At 55.5% G+C, this 18659-nt stretch carries 16 protein-coding genes; 13 read left to right on the top strand and 3 right to left on the bottom strand.

The window, feature by feature from the left end:
* The first annotated feature begins 20 nt into the window (after positions 1-20).
* The 6 genes from dnaB (at position 21) to DD597_RS22355 (ending at position 5690) form a co-directional block, all read left to right on the top strand.
* On the top strand, positions 21-1433 hold the full coding sequence (gene dnaB, locus DD597_RS22380) for a replicative DNA helicase (RefSeq protein WP_003860298.1): 1413 nt from the start codon (positions 21-23) through the stop codon (positions 1431-1433).
* A gap of 16 nt (positions 1434-1449) precedes the next feature.
* Complete coding sequence (gene alr / locus DD597_RS22375; RefSeq protein WP_063864504.1) at positions 1450-2529, top strand: alanine racemase; 1080 nt, start codon at positions 1450-1452, stop codon at positions 2527-2529.
* A gap of 109 nt (positions 2530-2638) precedes the next feature.
* Positions 2639-3832 carry an aromatic amino acid transaminase gene (tyrB, locus tag DD597_RS22370; protein WP_127675623.1) on the top strand — a complete coding sequence of 398 codons (1194 nt, stop codon included), beginning with the start codon at positions 2639-2641 and terminating at the stop codon, positions 3830-3832.
* A 259-nt stretch (positions 3833-4091) separates the two neighbouring features.
* A complete protein-coding gene (gene aphA, locus DD597_RS22365; protein ID WP_003860292.1) occupies positions 4092-4805 on the top strand; it encodes an acid phosphatase AphA in 714 nt (237 codons plus the stop codon).
* Between the two features lie 112 nt (positions 4806-4917).
* Entirely contained in the window at positions 4918-5334 is a 417-nt protein-coding gene (locus DD597_RS22360; RefSeq protein WP_022650227.1) for a secondary thiamine-phosphate synthase enzyme YjbQ, read from the top strand.
* A 2-nt stretch (positions 5335-5336) separates the two neighbouring features.
* Complete coding sequence (locus DD597_RS22355; RefSeq protein ID WP_063944872.1) at positions 5337-5690, top strand: MmcQ/YjbR family DNA-binding protein; 354 nt, start codon at positions 5337-5339, stop codon at positions 5688-5690.
* A 3-nt stretch (positions 5691-5693) separates the two neighbouring features.
* Here the strand turns inward: DD597_RS22355 and uvrA are convergent, their stop codons facing one another.
* Positions 5694-8516 carry an excinuclease ABC subunit UvrA gene (uvrA, locus tag DD597_RS22350; protein ID WP_003860287.1) on the bottom strand — a complete coding sequence of 941 codons (2823 nt, stop codon included), beginning with the start codon at positions 8514-8516 and terminating at the stop codon, positions 5694-5696.
* Positions 8517-8767: 251 nt separating this feature from the next.
* Here uvrA and ssb1 point away from each other — a divergent pair, with 251 nt between their 5' ends.
* Positions 8768-9292: a single-stranded DNA-binding protein SSB1 gene (ssb1, locus tag DD597_RS22340; RefSeq protein WP_003860284.1), complete on the top strand. Its 525-nt coding sequence runs from the start codon at positions 8768-8770 to the stop codon at positions 9290-9292.
* A gap of 61 nt (positions 9293-9353) precedes the next feature.
* Here the strand turns inward: ssb1 and DD597_RS22335 are convergent, their stop codons facing one another.
* Positions 9354-9635 carry a YjcB family protein gene (locus DD597_RS22335; RefSeq protein ID WP_003860282.1) on the bottom strand — a complete coding sequence of 94 codons (282 nt, stop codon included), beginning with the start codon at positions 9633-9635 and terminating at the stop codon, positions 9354-9356.
* 443 nt (positions 9636-10078) lie between these two features.
* Between DD597_RS22335 and DD597_RS22330 the strand changes: the two genes are divergently transcribed.
* Positions 10079-11479: a sensor domain-containing diguanylate cyclase gene (locus DD597_RS22330; protein WP_003860281.1), complete on the top strand. Its 1401-nt coding sequence runs from the start codon at positions 10079-10081 to the stop codon at positions 11477-11479.
* 265 nt (positions 11480-11744) lie between these two features.
* On the top strand, positions 11745-13310 hold the full coding sequence (locus tag DD597_RS22325) for an EAL domain-containing protein (protein ID WP_116290911.1): 1566 nt from the start codon (positions 11745-11747) through the stop codon (positions 13308-13310).
* A gap of 6 nt (positions 13311-13316) precedes the next feature.
* Here the strand turns inward: DD597_RS22325 and soxS are convergent, their stop codons facing one another.
* On the bottom strand, positions 13317-13643 hold the full coding sequence (gene soxS, locus DD597_RS22320; protein ID WP_003860277.1) for a superoxide response transcriptional regulator SoxS: 327 nt from the start codon (positions 13641-13643) through the stop codon (positions 13317-13319).
* 98 nt (positions 13644-13741) lie between these two features.
* On the opposite strand from soxS, the gene soxR reads away from it, so the two are divergent.
* The 4 genes from soxR to DD597_RS22295 all read left to right on the top strand — a co-directional run bounded on the left by soxR (position 13742) and on the right by DD597_RS22295 (position 18625).
* Complete coding sequence (gene soxR, locus DD597_RS22315) at positions 13742-14200, top strand: redox-sensitive transcriptional activator SoxR (protein WP_032661173.1); 459 nt, start codon at positions 13742-13744, stop codon at positions 14198-14200.
* 310 nt (positions 14201-14510) lie between these two features.
* The gene (locus DD597_RS22310) at positions 14511-15182 is read left to right on the top strand and encodes a glutathione S-transferase family protein (protein ID WP_003860274.1); all 672 of its coding nucleotides are present in this window, start codon (positions 14511-14513) and stop codon (positions 15180-15182) included.
* Between the two features lie 294 nt (positions 15183-15476).
* Positions 15477-16826: a guanine/hypoxanthine transporter GhxP gene (ghxP, locus tag DD597_RS22305; RefSeq protein ID WP_003860271.1), complete on the top strand. Its 1350-nt coding sequence runs from the start codon at positions 15477-15479 to the stop codon at positions 16824-16826.
* Between the two features lie 152 nt (positions 16827-16978).
* On the top strand, positions 16979-18625 hold the full coding sequence (locus tag DD597_RS22295; RefSeq protein WP_003860270.1) for a Na+/H+ antiporter: 1647 nt from the start codon (positions 16979-16981) through the stop codon (positions 18623-18625).
* Positions 18626-18659 lie beyond the last annotated feature (34 nt).

The following is an 18659-nucleotide window of genomic DNA, read 5'->3' as shown; positions in this document are numbered from 1 at the left end:
TCTCGGTAACTCCATTCACTATGGCAGGAAACAAACCCTTCAACAAACAGACTGAACCTCGTGAGCGTGATTATCAGGTCGCCGGGTTAAAAGTCCCGCCGCACTCGATTGAAGCGGAACAGTCGGTGTTGGGCGGTTTAATGCTGGATAACGAACGCTGGGACGACGTCGCCGAGCGCGTTGTCGCGGAAGACTTCTATACCCGCCCGCACCGCCACATCTTTACGGAAATGGCGCGTTTGCAGGAGTCGGGCAGCCCGATCGACCTGATTACGCTCGCAGAATCGCTGGAGCGTCTGGGACAGCTCGACAGCGTCGGCGGATTTGCCTATCTGGCAGAACTGTCAAAAAACACGCCAAGTGCGGCGAACATCAGCGCTTACGCTGATATCGTTCGTGAACGTGCCGTTGTCCGCGAGATGATCTCGGTGGCGAATGAGATCGCCGAGGCCGGTTTCGATCCCCAGGGGCGCACCAGCGAAGATCTGCTCGACCTGGCGGAATCCCGCGTCTTTAAAATCGCCGAAAGCCGTGCGAATAAAGACGAAGGCCCGAAAAACATCGCCGATGTGCTCGACGCCACCGTCGCACGTATTGAGCAGCTTTTCCAGCAGCCGCACGATGGCGTGACGGGGGTGAACACCGGTTATGACGATCTCAACAAGAAAACGGCAGGTCTTCAGCCGTCGGATTTGATTATCGTGGCCGCACGTCCGTCGATGGGTAAAACGACATTTGCAATGAACCTCGTCGAAAACGCGGCGATGTTGCAGGATAAGCCGGTGCTTATCTTCAGTCTGGAGATGCCCTCTGAACAGATCATGATGCGTTCTCTGGCGTCCCTGTCGCGCGTGGATCAGACCCGCATCCGTACCGGTCAGCTGGACGATGAGGACTGGGCGCGGATCTCCGGCACCATGGGGATTTTGCTGGAAAAACGGAACATCTATATTGATGACTCCTCCGGCCTGACGCCGACGGAAGTGCGCTCCCGCGCGCGCCGTATCGCCCGTGAACACGGTGGCATCGGTCTCATCATGATCGACTACCTTCAGCTGATGCGCGTTCCGTCGCTTTCCGACAACCGTACGCTGGAGATTGCCGAGATTTCGCGCTCGCTCAAGGCGTTAGCCAAAGAGCTGCACGTGCCGGTGGTGGCGCTGTCGCAGCTTAACCGCTCTCTGGAACAACGTGCAGACAAGCGCCCGGTCAACTCCGACCTGCGTGAATCCGGCTCCATCGAGCAGGATGCCGACTTAATCATGTTCATCTACCGTGATGAGGTTTATCACGAGAACAGCGACCTGAAAGGGATCGCCGAAATTATTATTGGTAAGCAACGTAACGGCCCCATCGGTACGGTACGTCTGACCTTTAACGGCCAGTGGTCGCGTTTCGACAACTATGCCGGTCCTCAATATGATGATGAGTAATTTCTAAGGAATTCAAATGCAAGCGGCAACTGTTGTTATTAACCGCCGCGCTCTGCGACACAACCTGCAACGTCTGCGAGAACTGGCGCCCGCCAGTAAGCTCGTTGCAGTCGTGAAAGCGAACGCTTACGGACACGGTCTTCTTGAGACCGCGCGAACGCTCCCCGATGCCGACGCTTTTGGCGTCGCCCGTCTCGAAGAAGCTCTCCGCCTGCGCGCAGGTGGAATTACGCAACCGATTCTGCTCCTCGAAGGCTTTTTTGAAGCCTCGGACCTGCCGACCATTGCCGATCAGCACCTGCACACGGCGGTGCATAACGAAGAACAGCTGGCCGCGCTGGAAACGGCCGAACTGAGCGAGCCGGTCACCGTCTGGATGAAGCTCGACACGGGCATGCACCGTCTGGGCGTGCGGCCGGAAAGCGCGGAGGCGTTTTATCAGCGTCTGTGTCAGTGCAAAAATGTGCGTCAGCCGGTAAACATCGTCAGCCACTTTGCCCGCGCCGATGAGCCTGAATGCGGCGCAACGGAACAGCAGCTTGATATCTTCAACACCTTCTGCGAAGGCAAACCGGGGATGCGCTCGATCGCGGCATCCGGCGGTATTCTGCTGTGGCCGCAGTCGCACTTCGACTGGGCGCGTCCGGGCATCATTCTTTACGGCGTATCGCCACTGGAGAACAAACCCTGGGGGCCGGACTTTGGCTTTAAGCCGGTGATGTCGCTGGTTTCAAAGCTGATTGCCGTGCGTGAGCACAAAGCGGGAGAGCCGGTAGGTTACGGCGGCACCTGGATCAGCGAGCGCGATACCCGTCTTGGCGTGGTGGCGATGGGCTACGGTGACGGCTATCCCCGCGCCGCACCAACGGGCACGCCGGTGCTGGTCAACGGTCGTGAAGTGAAGATTGTCGGCCGCGTGGCGATGGACATGATTTGTGTTGATCTGGGGCCCGACGCGCAGGATAAAGCGGGGGACGATGCGGTGATGTGGGGCAAAGGCCTGCCGGTAGAACGTATTGCTGAAATAACAAAAGTGAGTGCTTACGAACTTATCACGCGTCTTACCTCAAGGGTCGCGATGAAATACGTCGACTAAGCATGAGCGGGATGCGGTGCATCCCGCTTCTGTTAACATCCCCTCGATCTTCTTCCGCTTCCGGTTTATTGTTGAATTCCCTGCCTCATAATAATCCGGAGAACATCGCGTGTTTCAGAAAGTAGACGCCTACGCCGGCGACCCTATCCTCTCCTTGATGGAGCGTTTCAAAGAAGATCCTCGCAGCGACAAAGTGAACCTCAGCATTGGTCTTTACTACAACGAAGACGGCATCATTCCTCAGTTGAAAGCCGTTGCCGAAGCTGAAGCGCGTCTTAACGCAACCCCGCACGGTGCTTCGCTTTATCTGCCGATGGAAGGATTAAACACCTACCGCAACACTATCGCGCCGCTGCTGTTTGGTGCCGACCACGCGGTGCTCGCGCAAAAGCGCGTGGCGACTATCCAGACGCTGGGTGGCTCGGGTGCGCTGAAGGTAGGCGCAGATTTCCTGAAAAAGTACTTCCCGGATTCCGGCGTGTGGGTCAGCGACCCGACGTGGGAAAACCACGTTGCGATCTTCGAGGGCGCGGGCTTTAAGGTTGAAACCTATCCGTGGTTCGACAGCGAAACCAACGGCGTGCGCGTTGATGCGCTGCTGGAAAAACTGAACACCCTGCCGGAGCGCAGTATCGTATTGCTGCATCCGTGCTGCCATAACCCGACGGGTGCGGACCTCACCAATGCCCAGTGGGATGCGGTGATCGAGATACTGAAGGCGCGTAACCTGATCCCGTTCCTCGACATCGCCTATCAGGGCTTTGGCGCGGGCATGGAGGAAGACGCCTACGCCATTCGCGCGATTGCCAGCGCGGGGCTTCCCGCTCTGGTCAGCAACTCCTTCTCAAAAATCTTCTCCCTGTACGGCGAGCGCGTTGGCGGTCTGTCCGTGGTGTGTGAAGACGCTGAAGCGGCGGGCCGCGTGCTGGGCCAGCTTAAAGCGACGGTCCGCCGTATCTACTCCAGCCCGCCGAACTTTGGTGCGCAGGTGGTGGCGACAGTTCTCGGTGACGAAACACTGAAAGCGTCCTGGCTTGCCGAAGTAGAAGCGATGCGTAAGCGCATCCTGTCGATGCGTCAGGAGCTGGTTAACGTCCTGAAAGAGGCCGTGCCTGGGCATAACTTTGATTATCTTCTCAAGCAGCGCGGGATGTTCAGCTACACCGGACTGAGCGCAGCGCAGGTCGATCGCCTGCGTGAAGAGTTCGGTGTCTACCTGATCGCCAGCGGCCGTATGTGCGTGGCGGGTCTGAATGCCAGCAACGTCCAGCGCGTGGCGCAGGCGTTTGCAGCTGTGATGTAAGTACTCACTACTTATTATCTCCCTCTCCCTGTGGGAGAGGGCTGGGGTGAGGGCATCAGGCCGCAGAAAATCTTGCCCGGTGGCGGCTGCGCCTTACCGGGCCTACATCACTCATCCACACTTTGTGATCGTCTTCTTTTTATTCCGCTTCATAAGTAAAAACTCCTTTCCTTCCCCTCCCGCTGGGGTTATGGTCGGATAGTTTTTTGACCATCCGCTCAAAATAAAAAGATAACAAACTGAATATTCAGGGGAAAATATGCGCAAGATCACACTGGCGCTCAGCGCCGCCTGCTTATTGTTCTCGCTTAATAGTACCGTTGTTGCGCGGGCTTCTGCACCCACGCCGCTTTACACCGGCACCACCGCCGCCATTCTTGCCGAACAGGCCCCCATTCACTGGGTTTCAGTGGCACAAATTGAAAACAGCCTGACGGGTCGCCCGCCGATGGCCGTGGGCTTCGATATTGACGATACCGTTCTCTTCTCCAGCCCCGGTTTCTGGCGCGGCAAAAAAACGTACTCCCCGGACAGCGAAGCCTATCTGAAAAACCCGGAATTCTGGGAAAAGATGAACAACGGCTGGGATGAGTTCAGTATCCCGAAAGAGGTTGCCCGCGCGCTGATCGCCATGCACGTAAAGCGCGGCGACAGCATTTACTTCGTGACCGGACGTAGCCAGACCAAAACCGAAACCGTCTCGAAAACGCTACAGGATGATTTTCTGATCCCGGCGGCCAGCATGAATCCGGTCATTTTTGCCGGGGACCAGGAAGGGCAAAACACCAAAACCCAGTGGCTGGAAAAGAAAAATATCAAAGTGTTCTACGGGGATTCAGATAACGACATCACCGCGGCGCACGACGTGGGAGCCAGAGGCATCAGGGTGTTACGCGCCTCGAACTCCACCTACCGACCGCTGCCGATGGCCGGAAAATTTGGTGAAGAGGTGATCGTTAACTCTGAATACTGATGCATTAACGGCGGGGTGAATGCTTTTTTAAGCAAATCTCGCTGCGCGGGTTTTACCTTTCGCTTTCTTGCTGCACACTTAGAAAGATTCACCTTTCATAATGGAGCAGCACATGTGGTATCAACAGACCCTGACCTTAAGCGCAAAACCACGCGGATTTCACCTTGTGACGGACGAAGTCATCGGGCAAATCCGCGACCTGTCGCGCGTCAAAACGGGTTTGCTGCATCTGCTGCTTCAGCACACGTCTGCTTCTCTCACGCTCAATGAAAATTGCGATCCCACCGTCCGGTCTGATATGGAGCGGCATTTTCTGAAAACCGTCCCGGATAACGCCCCGTATGAGCATGATTACGAGGGGGCGGATGATATGCCCTCACACATCAAATCCTCTTTGCTGGGCGTCTCGCTGATGCTGCCGGTCCACAACGGACGGCTGCTGTTGGGCACGTGGCAGGGGATCTGGCTGGGAGAGCATCGCATTCACGGTGGTTCGCGTAAAATTATCGCAACGCTACAAGGGGAATAAAGATGACAATTTCGGAGATACTTCAGTACTGCATGAGCAAGCCCGGCGCGGAGCAGAGCGTCCATAGCGACTGGAAAGCCACGCAGGTTAAGGTGGGGGATGTGCTGTTTGCGATGGTGAAAGAGGTAGAAGGCCGTCCGGCGGCGTCGCTGAAAACCAGCCCTGAACTGGCGGATTTACTGCGCCAGCAGCACGATGATGTCAGGCCTAGCAAGCATCTGAATAAAGCACACTGGAGTACGGTGTTTCTCGACGGCTCGCTGCCAGATTCGCAAATTTACTACCTGGTAGATGCGTCGTATCAACAGGCGGTAGAACTGCTGCCGGAAACGATCCGACAGCAGCTCTCCGTGTAACGATTACAGCAACGGTTTGAGGAAGCGCGCGGTGTGCGAGGCTTCGCACTCTGCAACGGTCTCTGGCGTACCGGAGACGAGGATTTCACCGCCGCCGCTGCCGCCTTCCGGGCCGAGATCGACAATCCAGTCCGCGGTTTTAATCACGTCCAGGTTGTGCTCAATCACCACGATGGTGTTGCCCTGATCGCGCAGCTGGTGCAGCACGTCCAGCAGCTGCTGGATATCCGCAAAATGCAGGCCGGTGGTCGGCTCATCCAGAATGTACAGCGTCTGACCGGTACCGCGTTTAGACAGCTCACGCGCCAGCTTCACGCGCTGCGCTTCACCACCGGACAGCGTTGTCGCTGACTGCCCCAGACGGATATAGGTCAGACCCACATCCATCAGGGTTTGCAGCTTACGCGCCAGCGCAGGGACGGCGTCAAAGAACTCGCGCGCCTCTTCGATGGTCATATCCAGCACTTCGTGGATGGTCTTGCCTTTGTACTTAATCTCCAGCGTTTCACGGTTATAGCGCTTGCCTTTGCACTGGTCGCACGGCACGTAGATATCCGGCAGGAAGTGCATCTCAACCTTGATTACGCCGTCGCCCTGGCACGCTTCACAACGGCCGCCGCGCACGTTAAAGCTGAAACGTCCTGGCGTGTAGCCGCGCGAACGCGCTTCCGGCACGCCGGCAAAGAGTTCACGTACGGGCGTAAAGACGCCGGTATAGGTCGCAGGGTTGGAACGCGGCGTACGGCCAATCGGGCTCTGGTCGATGTCGATAACCTTGTCGAAATGCTCCAGCCCCTGAATGTCGCGGTACGGTGCAGGTTCAGCCAGCGTCGCGCCGTTCAGCGCCGTCTGCGCAATCGGGAACAGCGTATCGTTGATCAGCGTCGATTTACCGGAACCGGACACGCCGGTGATGCAGGTGAACAGCCCGACAGGCAGCGTCAGGGTCACGTCCTTCAGGTTGTTGCCGCGCGCCCCGGTTAGCTTCAGCACTTTTTCCGGGTTCGCCGCCACGCGCTGTTTTGGTACTTCAATTTTGCGCTTGCCGCTCATGTACTGGCCGGTCAGCGACTCGGGCACCGCCATAATGTCTTTCAGCGTCCCTTCTGCCACCACCTGTCCGCCGTGCACGCCAGCGCCCGGGCCGATGTCGATCACGTGGTCAGCGGCGCGAATGGCGTCTTCGTCGTGCTCAACCACAATCACAGTGTTGCCAAGGTTACGCAGGTGAACCAGCGTGCCGAGCAGGCGTTCGTTGTCGCGCTGGTGTAGGCCGATAGACGGCTCATCCAGCACGTACATCACGCCGACTAAGCCTGCGCCAATCTGGCTCGCCAGACGGATACGCTGGGCTTCACCGCCGGAGAGCGTTTCAGCCGAGCGGGAAAGCGTCAGGTAGTTCAGGCCAACGTTCACGAGGAACTTGAGGCGATCGCCGATCTCTTTCAGCACTTTTTCAGCGATTTTCGCGCGCTGGCCGGAGAGCTTCAGGTTGTTGAAGAAGTCCATCGCGTGGCCGATGCTCATGTCTGAGATGGTCGGCAGCGCCGTGTTTTCGACAAACACGTGACGCGCTTCGCGGCGCAGGCGCGTGCCCTCGCAGGTGGCGCAGGAGCGGTTGCTGATGAACTTCGCCAGCTCCTCACGCACCGCGCTGGATTCGGTCTCTTTGTAGCGGCGCTCCATGTTGTGCAGCACCCCTTCGAACGGGTGGCGACGCACGGAAGTGTCACCGCGATCGTTCATGTACTTGAACTCAATGTTCTCTTTGCCGGAACCGAACAGGATCACTTTATGTACGTTCGCGCTCAGGCTGGCCCACGGGGCTTCAACGTCGAACTTGTAGTGCTCCGCCAGCGACTTCAGCATCTGGAAGTAATAGAAGTTACGCTTGTCCCAGCCGCGAATGGCGCCACCCGCCAGCGACAGCTCCGGATTCTGGATCACGCGATCAGGGTCGAAATACTGCTGAACGCCCAAGCCGTCACAGGTCGGGCACGCGCCCGCCGGGTTGTTGAACGAGAACAGGCGCGGTTCCAGCTCGCGCATGCTGTAGCCGCAAATCGGGCAGGCAAAGTTGGCGGAGAAGAGCAGCTCTTCCGCTTTTGCATCGTCCATGTCTGACACCACCGCCGTGCCGCCCGACAGTTCCAGCGCCGTTTCAAAGGATTCCGCCAGACGCGTCGCCAGATCTTCACGTACCTTAAACCGGTCAATCACCACTTCGATGGTGTGTTTCTTTTGCAGCTCCAGCTTTGGCGGATCGGACAGGTCACACACTTCGCCGTCGATACGGGCGCGGATATAGCCCTGGCTTGCCAGATTTTCCAGCGTTTTAGTATGTTCGCCCTTACGCTCTTTAATGATTGGCGCCAGCAGCATCAGGCGTTTGCCTTCCGGCTGCGACAGCACGTTATCCACCATCTGGCTGACGGTCTGGGCCGCCAGCGGAACGTCGTGATCCGGGCAGCGCGGCTCGCCCACGCGCGCATACAGCAGACGCAGGTAGTCATGGATTTCGGTAATGGTACCGACCGTGGATCGCGGGTTATGCGACGTGGATTTCTGCTCAATGGAGATAGCAGGAGACAACCCTTCAATGTGGTCGACATCCGGTTTTTCCATCAGCGACAGGAACTGACGCGCGTACGCCGAGAGCGATTCAACGTAACGACGCTGTCCTTCGGCATACAAAGTGTCGAAAGCCAGTGAGGATTTGCCAGACCCCGAAAGCCCGGTCACGACGATGAGTTTGTCGCGAGGGATTATGAGGTTGATATTCTTGAGATTGTGGGTGCGGGCGCCCCGAACTTCGATCTTATCCATTCACCTTTCCCGGTTGGAACACGGATTGCCTGATTTGTTTGAAGGACAAACGGCTGTCAGAAACGGCTAATTATGACACAAAATGACCTGTTTGAATATACAGTATTGGAATGCATTTTCTGATTCACTGTGTAACAATGTCGAGTCCGCGAGAGAACTCTGGAACATGCTACGCAACTATCAAAGTGTCGCATGGAAATGGTACACTCGCGCGTTTACACTATTAAGAAACGTATTCAGGAGACACGAACATGGCCAGCAGAGGCGTAAACAAGGTGATTCTCGTCGGTAATCTGGGCCAGGACCCGGAAGTACGCTACATGCCGAGTGGTGGCGCAGTTGCCAACATTACGCTGGCTACATCCGAATCCTGGCGTGATAAAGCGACCGGTGAAATGAAAGAGCAGACCGAATGGCACCGCGTTGTGCTGTTTGGCAAACTGGCTGAAGTGGCCGGTGAGTATCTGCGTAAAGGCTCTCAGGTTTACATTGAAGGCCAACTGCGTACCCGCAAATGGACCGATCAATCCGGTCAGGAAAAATACACCACGGAAGTGGTGGTGAATGTTGGCGGCACCATGCAGATGCTGGGTGGCCGTCAGGGCGGCGGCGCACCGGCAGGTGGCGGCCAGCAGCAGGGCGGTTGGGGCCAGCCTCAGCAGCCGCAGGGCGGCAATCAGTTTAGCGGCGGCGCGCAGTCCCGTCCGCAGCAGCAGTCTGCTCCGGCACCGTCTAACGAACCGCCAATGGATTTCGACGACGATATCCCGTTCTGATATCCAGACGCGTGAAACACAAAAAACCCAGACAATGTCTGGGTTTTTTTATAACAGGCTATCAGGTAATCACCATCGGCCAGTCTGGTGGGGTGTGGCTCATGGCTTCAACCATCACCACTTTAATGTTTTCCCAGACGGCGGCTATATCCACCAGCGTAATACCGAGCAAACCTGTTGCGAACCAGCATGCGGCGCCTAACCCTAACAGGGTGCTAATCACAGCAAGACCTGCGTAGTCGGACTTTCGGAACTGAATGTTTAACGTGCTGGCCAGGAACATCAAAACCGCGCTCAATAACGGCCAGCGCAGGAGCACCATGCTGGTGGTAATGGTTGCCATAAAACCCATCCTCGACAAAACAGACGAACTGGAATGAAACAATGTTTCTCGTTACATAAGATGTGTGAACTATATCACATTTGCTGTTTTATTAGCCAGTATCCGCGTGAGGTAAAAGTGGGTTTATTACCAGGGAAAATATATCGTCGTCGCTCGTATCCGCGTCTGGTCGGAATTTTTATTTTTAAATCATTCAGATAGCAAAACCTTTGCAAAACACCTTCGGCTGTATAGCGTTTACAGCAGTATGTCTATGGATTATGCTTGTGTGGAACAATAAATGTACCCGCAGAAATAATTCATCGCATTGAATTAATTGCCTTTTTTGGATTTTATATTCTTTGTTTTACACTCAGCATGCTCTTTGATTTCGTGGTCTTATTCTTTTATTCAGATATGAGTTATTGCGGTTGCTCTCTCGATTAATGACCTGCGAAAAGATAATGAAAGAACAAAGACGCGAGATTATTAACGACAGCATGCAGGCGCTGCACGCCCTGGCGAAGCTGATGCCGCAACTCAACGCGCAGTGTTCGCCGGTGGAAATGCTGGAAACCATCAACAGCGCTCTGGGGGCAAATCTCTCGTGGGTCAGTGTCGAATCCGCAGACGGGCCGCGCGTGGTTTGTGCTGGCGACGTGACGTGTCACGCCTTCAACGTGGCGGATTTTCTTGCCAGCACCCTGTTGCAGCGGCATCACCGCGCCTGGCGCGTTATCTACTGGAAAGCGCATATTGGCCGGGCGGTATTTTCCCCTCAGCACCCGGGCTATGCGCGGCTGCAAAGCGGCGTCCTGTGTAAACTCTCAGCGCATGGCAGACAGTGCAGTGGTTATTTCTTTTTGGCTTTTAATGGAAAACTTACCTCGTTGCCGATACTGAAAAATATCGTGGTGGTATTGGTTGAGAAGCTAAAAGATTATTTTGATGACATCATCGTGCGGGAAAAAACGGCGCAAGAAATGCAGCGCGTCGTCACGCAATATAAAACCTTATTTGAGCGTGCGCCGGTATTAATGAACGCCTTTGACAGGCATAACCGGTGTGTATTGTGGAATGCCGAATGCGAAAAAGTCTTTGGCTGGAGTATGACTGAAATCGACGAGCACCCCGATCCACTGGCCCTGTTTTATCCGGATCCCGAGGAGCGACAGCGCGTGCAGGAGTCGGTTCGTTTCGCACCACTTAAGGATATGTACGAATGGCACCCGGTGCGTAAAGACGGGACGCAGTTAACGATTCTCTGGTCAAACATCCTTTTGCCGGATAACTCCATTCTCAATATTGGCCTGGATATCACCGAACGTAAAAAAGCAGAACAGCAGCTGACCGTCAAAGCCACCACGGACGATCTGACGGGCTGTCTGAATCGCTCGACAATCTTACAGCAGCTCAAAATGGCGCTGGCAGCCAGTTCGCCGCAGGATGTCAGTAGCCACTTCTGTCTCCTGATGTTCGATCTCGATTATTTCAAGCAGATTAACGATCGGTGGGGACATCAGGTTGGCGATGCGGCATTGATTCACTTTTGCGACCGTATTCGCGAGGTGAGCCCGGCCGGGTCAGCGCTGGGACGGGTGGGGGGCGAAGAGTTTGTTCTTCTGCTGGCGCGTACGGATGGTATGGCCGCTACGTTGCTCTCTTCTCGCCTGCGTGCCGCGCTGATCTCAAAACCGCTGCGTGTGGGCGATAAAACGCTGGTACTCTCCTTCAGCGCCGGGGTGGTTGAAGTCTGTCAGGGGCAACGAGATACTTCTGCCATACTGATGCGTGCCGATAAGGCATTATATGACGCCAAGCGTACGGGAAGAGGAAAAACGGTCCTGGCGTCTGATTATTTATAAATCAGCATAAGAACAAAGAGCAGGCTATTTCAGCCAGCGAATTTTCCACACCTGTCGCGGGTAATTATTTTCCTTATCAGAAACGAAATGAATACTTTTAGTTTGGCTTACGGGAAAATATTATCGGCATCACGAATTTTAGGATTTTTAATACCAAAAGTCAGTTGCTAACTTCCTATGATTCATGCAACGTAATCACCTGTTTATCAAAGCAGCCGGTCTTCATTGCTACAGGCGTACAACATGCAGGGATACAGAGCGGGAAATGAATCGTAGCGCGCGGCGCAAAATGCTCAAAGTGGTCGGGATTATCATGGTAGTTATACTGCCGGTGATGCTTGCGCTATGGTTTGCCCAGCTTAGTGCAGTGTCGGAAATCAGCGCCCAGCTGCGCACGTTTGCTGAACTTGCTTTAAATAAAACTGAACGGGTTATTCAACAGGTTGACCTGGCCCGGAAAGACGCGGAAAAATATCAGGGCAAAGTGTGTACGCCGGAGCATCGTCAATATATGTTGAACGTTTCCCGCGGTCGCCTTTTTGTTGCCGATTTAATTTATGCTGATGGCCAGGACTTTCTCTGCTCGACCCTTTTTACGCCGGAGCATCCTTACATCATCCCCGCTGCCAATTACACACGTAAACCCGACGTTGCTATCTATTATTTTCGCGATACACCATTTTTTAATGGTTATAAAATGATATATATGCAGCGCGGAAATTATGTCGCAGTGGTCAACCCGCTTTCGTACAGTGAGGTGATGTCAGACGATCGTTCCCTGTCGTGGGGAGTGTATGACACCGTCAGCAATGCATTCTTTTCTGTGAGCCAGAAAGCCAATATTTCTTTATTGCATTCGATGCTTCGACATCAGGAAACGACTTTTCAGAAAGATGACCGTTTTTATACGATCGTAAAATCAGAGCAGCGGCCCATTGCGGCCATCGTTTCAACCTCCAGTGCCCGTTTTTATAAAACGCTTTATCATCAGGCTACCCTGACGCTACCGCTAGGGATAATTTGCAGCATTATTATTCTGCTGGTGTGGTCGCGTACACACCGTGAATTCAATTCGCCTGGCCGACTTCTGCACCGGGCGCTGAATAAACGCCAGCTGTGCGTCCATTATCAGCCCATCATTGATATTAAAAATAACCAGTGCGTGGGGGCAGAGGCGTTGTTGCGCTGGCCTGGATTCAACGGTCAGGTTATGAGCCCGGCGGAATTTATTCCCCTGGCAGAAAAAGAGGGGATGATTGAGCGCATTACGGATTACGTCGTGGAGGAGGTGTTCAGCGATCTGGGGCATTTTCTTGCCGCTCATCCCGATCTGTATGTCTCGATTAACCTGTCGGCGTCAGATTTCCACTCTTCGCGTCTTATCGCCCTGATCTCCGACAAAGCCCGCTTTTACTCGGTTCGCGCGCAGCAGATCAAAATTGAGGTGACGGAGCGGGGGTTTATTGACGTGCCGAAAACCACGCCGGTCATTCAGGCGTTTCGTCAGGCGGGGTATGAAGTGGCGATTGATGATTTCGGAACCGGCTACTCTAACCTGCATAACCTCTATTCGCTGAACGTCGATATCCTGAAAATCGACAAATCCTTTATCGATACCTTAACCACCAACAGCACCAGCCACCTGATTGCCGAGCACATCATTGAGATGGCGCAAAGCCTGCGGCTGAAAACCATTGCGGAAGGGGTCGAGACGGGGGAGCAGGTGAGCTGGCTGCTGAAGCGTGGCGTACAGTATTGCCAGGGATGGCACTTCGCGAAAGCGATGCCGCCCCAGGCATTTATGGCCTGGCAGCAGCAACCCTTGCGTTAACACGCATTAATTGAGCTGATGGCGGTAGTCGCTCGGCGTACGGTCAAACTCGCGGCGGAAGACGCGGGAAAAGGTCTGCTGCGACACATAGCCCAGATCCATTGCGATATCAAAAATGGGCCGCTGCGTTGAGCGTAACGCCTGCGCCGCCAGCAGGAGCCTGCGCTGGCGAATGTAATCACCCAGCGTTTGATGCATTACGGTGCGGAACATTCTCTGTAAATACCATTTCGAATAGCCCGACTTTTTAGCGACCACATCAATGTTCAACGGCTGGTCGATATGTTCATCAATCCATTCAATAAGCGTCTGAATAATTTGCTGATGCGACATAAGGTTACCCCTCTGTGGAGACATCTGTCCTGGTTAATTCGTCGTTTTCTCTGCGGGGGAGTATAATTCCTCAAGTTAACTTGAGGTAAAGAGGTTTTATGGAAAAGAGATTACCGCGCATCAAAGCACTGTTAACCCCCGGTGAAGTGGCGAAGCGAAGCGGTGTGGCGGTGTCGGCGCTCCACTTCTATGAAAGCAAAGGGTTAATAAAAAGTACCCGCAACGCCGGAAACCAGCGGCGCTACACGCGCGACGTGCTCCGCTACGTGGCGATTATCAAAATTGCGCAACGTATCGGCATTCCTCTGGCCACCATTGGTGACGCGTTCGGCGTATTGCCGGAAGGGCACTCACTGAGCGCGAAAGAGTGGAAGCAGCTGTCGTCCCAGTGGCGAGAAGAACTGGATCGTCGTATTCACACGCTGGTGGCCCTGCGCGATGAACTGGATGGCTGCATTGGTTGCGGGTGTTTATCACGTAGCGATTGCCCGCTGCGTAACCCGGGTGACAGGCTTGGCGAGCAGGGAACAGGGGCACGGTTGCTGGAGGAGGATTGAGAGGTGTTTGCCGGGTAAGGTGCAGCCGCCACCCGGCAACAAACATAAAGAACTAAAGCGCCACTAAGGGCGCTTTAGTTTTTTCCGGTCTTTGTCTTTCTCTCTATCCCGCTGGCTCACGGGAGGGTTTCCCCCGACATCAGTACCCCTCGTGTCGAGCTTGTGAAGGAGGTTCCGGTTTGTACTGACACTTTAATTTTATGCCCGGCCGCCGTTTTTGCCACCGGAGACGGTGAGATTTTAGCCGAATTTTTTTCGTGAAGTTGTTCAGTTTTCTATAGTTAAAAAGTATGAATCATCGGAGAACATCATGCTAACGGTCCACCACCTTAATCAGTCTCGTTCACATCGTGTCCTCTGGGCGCTGGAAGAGCTGGGTCTGACGTACGACATCGTGCGCTACCAGCGTGAAAAAACCATGCTCGCGCCAGACTCGCTCAAAAAAGTGCATCCGCTGGGAAAATCCCCGGTACTCGAAGATAACGGACTGGTTCTGGCCGAATCAGGTGCGATTCTGGAATATCTTCAGGAAACGTACGATTCGGCGTCACGATTCAAACCGTTAGATCCCGCCCATAAAGTGCAGTATCGCTTCTGGCTGCATTACGCCGAAGGGTCTTTGATGCCGCTACTGTTAATGAAGCTGGTGTTTAACAGCCTCGGCAAACCACCCGTCCCGTTTGGCCTGCGCACGCTGGGTAAGGCGCTGGGGCAGGGGGTGCAAAAAGCGTATCTCAACCGCCAGCTGGAAACGCATGCGCGCTTTATTAACGATCATCTTGCCGAAAACAGTTGGTTTGCCGGCGACACGCTGACCATGGCTGATATCCAGATGAGTTTTCCCCTCTTCGCCCTGCTGGCGAGAGGCGGCATCGACAATCTCGACCACATAGCGGCGTGGAAACAGAGAGTGGAGGCACGTCCGGGCTGGCAGACAACGCTTGCGAAAGGCGGCCCGCTGACGATCCCCGGCGAGGGATGAAATTTAACGAAATTGCGCATGGACGATAACGTTTGCGCATCCTCTGCTTAATTCTTCATCGTCATGAGGCAATTTTAGCGAAAAACGAGAAAGTTCAGTTGAAAAGGGCGGGTATTAGGCTAGATAATCGTTTGCCTTAATTTGACCACCCGTTTGTAAGCGCGGAGCTAAACGTTTGCTTTTTCTGTGACGCCCTTTCGTCGCAAACGCAACACAAGGATTTGACGTTTAGCTGGCAGTGGCGTCTCCACCTCGCTTACGGACTTCCTAAAAAACTCTCAGGGGATGTTTTCTATGTCTACGCCATCTGCGCGTACCGGCGGTTCACTTGACGCCATGTTTAAAATTTCTGCTCGCGGCAGCACCGTGCGCCAGGAAGTTGTTGCCGGTCTGACCACGTTTCTGGCGATGGTGTACTCCGTCATCGTGGTGCCGGGCATGCTCGGCAAAGCGGGCTTCCCGCCAGCGGCGGTCTTCGTTGCCACCTGCCTGGTTGCGGGTGTGGGTTCGATTGTGATGGGCCTGTGGGCGAACCTGCCTCTGGCGATCGGGTGCGCCATCTCCCTGACCGCGTTTACCGCCTTCAGCCTGGTGCTGGGCCAGCAGATCAGCGTCCCGGTAGCGCTCGGCGCCGTGTTCCTGATGGGCGTGCTGTTCACCGTAATTTCAGCAACCGGCATTCGTAGCTGGATTTTGCGCAACCTGCCGCAGGGCGTGGCGCACGGCACCGGCATCGGTATTGGTCTGTTCCTGCTGCTGATCGCTGCCAACGGCGTCGGCCTGGTCATCAAGAACCCGCTGGACGGCCTGCCGGTTGCGCTGGGTAACTTCGCGAGCTTCCCGGTGATCATGTCGCTGGTGGGTCTGGCGGTGATCATTGGCCTGGAAAAACTGAAAGTGCCGGGCGGCATTCTGCTGACCATTATCGGCGTGTCCATCGTCGGCCTGATCTTCGACCCGACCGTTCATTTCTCCGGGATTTTCGCCATGCCGTCGCTGAGCGATGACAAAGGCAACTCCCTAATTGGCAGCCTGGATATTATGGGCGCGCTGAACCCGGTGATCCTGCCAAGCGTGCTGGCGCTGGTAATGACCGCGGTATTTGACGCCACCGGCACCATCCGCGCGGTGGCCGGTCAGGCGAACCTGCTGGATAAAGACGGACAGATTATTGACGGCGGCAAAGCGCTGACCACCGACTCCCTGAGCAGCGTTTTCTCTGGTCTGGTGGGTGCGGCACCAGCGGCGGTGTACATCGAGTCCGCAGCGGGTACGGCGGCGGGCGGTAAAACCGGCCTGACGGCCATCACCGTTGGCGTACTGTTTCTGCTGATCCTGTTCCTCTCTCCGCTCTCTTATCTGGTGCCAGCTTACGCGACCGCACCTGCGCTGATGTACGTTGGCCTGCTGATGCTGAGCAACGTGGCGAAAATCGACTTCGCGGATTTTGTTGATGCCATGTCCGGCCTGATCACTGCGGTATTCATCGTGCTGACCTGTAACATCGTGACCGGCATTATGATCGGCTTCGCCTCGCTGGTGATTGGGCGTCTGGTCTCCGGTGAGTGGCGCAAGCTGAACATTGGGACCGTGGTCATCGCCGTTGCGCTGGTGGCGTTCTACGCGGGCGGCTGGGCCATCTGAATTGACTTTTTATGCGAAAACGGGTGGCTAAGGCCGCCCGTTTTTATTTTCAGGACTCATCCTGTTGCCTTTTACGTTACTCTGGAGAGGATAGAATAAGAGGCACGACGCCTCAGGTTTGGCTTATAAGAAACACAGCAAACAGGGAACGCATGGAAATTTTCTTCACAATACTCATCATGACCCTTGTGGTCTCATTATCCGGGGTGGTTACACGCGTACTGCCCTTCCAGGTCCCCCTGCCCTTAATGCAAATAGCTATCGGCGCGCTGCTGGCGTGGCCGACGTTCGGTCTGCACGTGGAGTTCGATCCGGAACTGTTTCTCGTGCTGTTTATCCCGCCGCTGCTGTTTGCCGATGGCTGGAAAACGCCGACGCGCGAATTTCTGGAGCACGGGCGAGAGATCTTCGGCCTGGCGCTGGCGCTGGTGGTCGTCACCGTGGTCGGGATTGGTTTCCTGATCTACTGGGCCGTACCGGGGATCCCGCTCATCCCCGCCTTTGCGCTGGCTGCCGTGCTGTCGCCTACCGACGCCGTGGCGCTGTCCGGCATTGTGGGTGAAGGGCGCATTCCAAAGAAAATCATGGGCATTTTGCAGGGCGAGGCGCTGATGAACGACGCCTCTGGCCTGGTCGCCCTGAAGTTTGCCGTGGCGGTTGCCATGGGCACCATGGTCTTTACCGTAGGCGGCGCGACCCTGGAATTCTTCAAGGTGGCGATTGGCGGTATCCTCGCGGGCTTCGTAGTGAGCTGGCTGTACGGACGCTCGCTGCGCTTCCTTAGCCGCTGGGGTGGTGATGAACCGGCGACGCAGATCGTCCTGCTGTTCCTGCTGCCGTTCGCCTCTTACCTGATTGCCGAACATATCGGCGTGTCGGGCATTCTGGCGGCGGTAGCTGCGGGGATGACCATCACCCGCTCCGGCGTGATGCGCCGCGCACCGCTGGCGATGCGCCTGCGTGCAAACAGTACCTGGGCGATGCTCGAGTTTGTCTTTAACGGCATGGTGTTCCTGCTGTTGGGCCTGCAACTGCCGGGCATTATGGAATCCTCGCTGATTGCGGCCGAAGCGGATCCAAACGTTGAAGTCTGGATGCTATTTACCGATATCGTGCTCATCTACCTTGCGCTGATGCTGGTACGTTTCGGCTGGCTGTGGACGATGAAGAAATTCAGCGTTCGCTTCCTGACCAAAAAGCCGATGGAGTTTGGCTCGTGGACCACGCGCGAGCTGCTGATTGCCTCTTTCGCGGGCGTTCGCGGGGCGATCACCCTTGCTGGTGTACTCTCCATTCCCCTGCTTCTGCCGACGGGCGACGTCTTCCCGGCGCGCTACGAGCTGGTGTTCCTGGCGGCGGGCGTGATCCTCTTCTCGCTGTTTGTCGGCGTGATTATGCTGCCGATTCTGCTGCAACATATTGACGCGGGTGACTCCTCGCAGCAGCACAAAGAAGAGCGGATTGCCCGTGCGGCGACGGCGGAAGTGGCGATTGTCGCCATCGAGAAAATGGAGGAGCGTCTGGCCGCCGATGCCGAAGAGAACATTGATAACCAACTGCTGAAGGAAGTCAGTTCACGCGTGATTGGTAATTTGCGTCGCCGTGCTGACGGACGTAACGACGTGGAAAGTTCGTTGCAGGAAGAGAACCTCGAACGCCGTTTCCGCCTGGCGGCGCTGCGCTCCGAGCGTGCCGAGCTGTATCACCTGCGCGCGACGCGGCAGATCAGCAACGAGACGTTGCAAAAGCTGCTGCACGATCTGGACCTGCTGGAAGCGTTGTTGATAGAGAATCAGTAGCGCGCTTTGCCCCCTCACCCTAGCCCTCTCCCCA

Source organism: Enterobacter cloacae complex sp. 677-3DZ2D5B, from assembly GCF_004136695.1.
GTDB classification, from domain to species: domain Bacteria; phylum Pseudomonadota; class Gammaproteobacteria; order Enterobacterales; family Enterobacteriaceae; genus Enterobacter; species Enterobacter hormaechei_C.
Note: the sequence above shows the minus strand (reverse complement) of the source record. Positions and strands in the feature narration are given on the sequence as shown.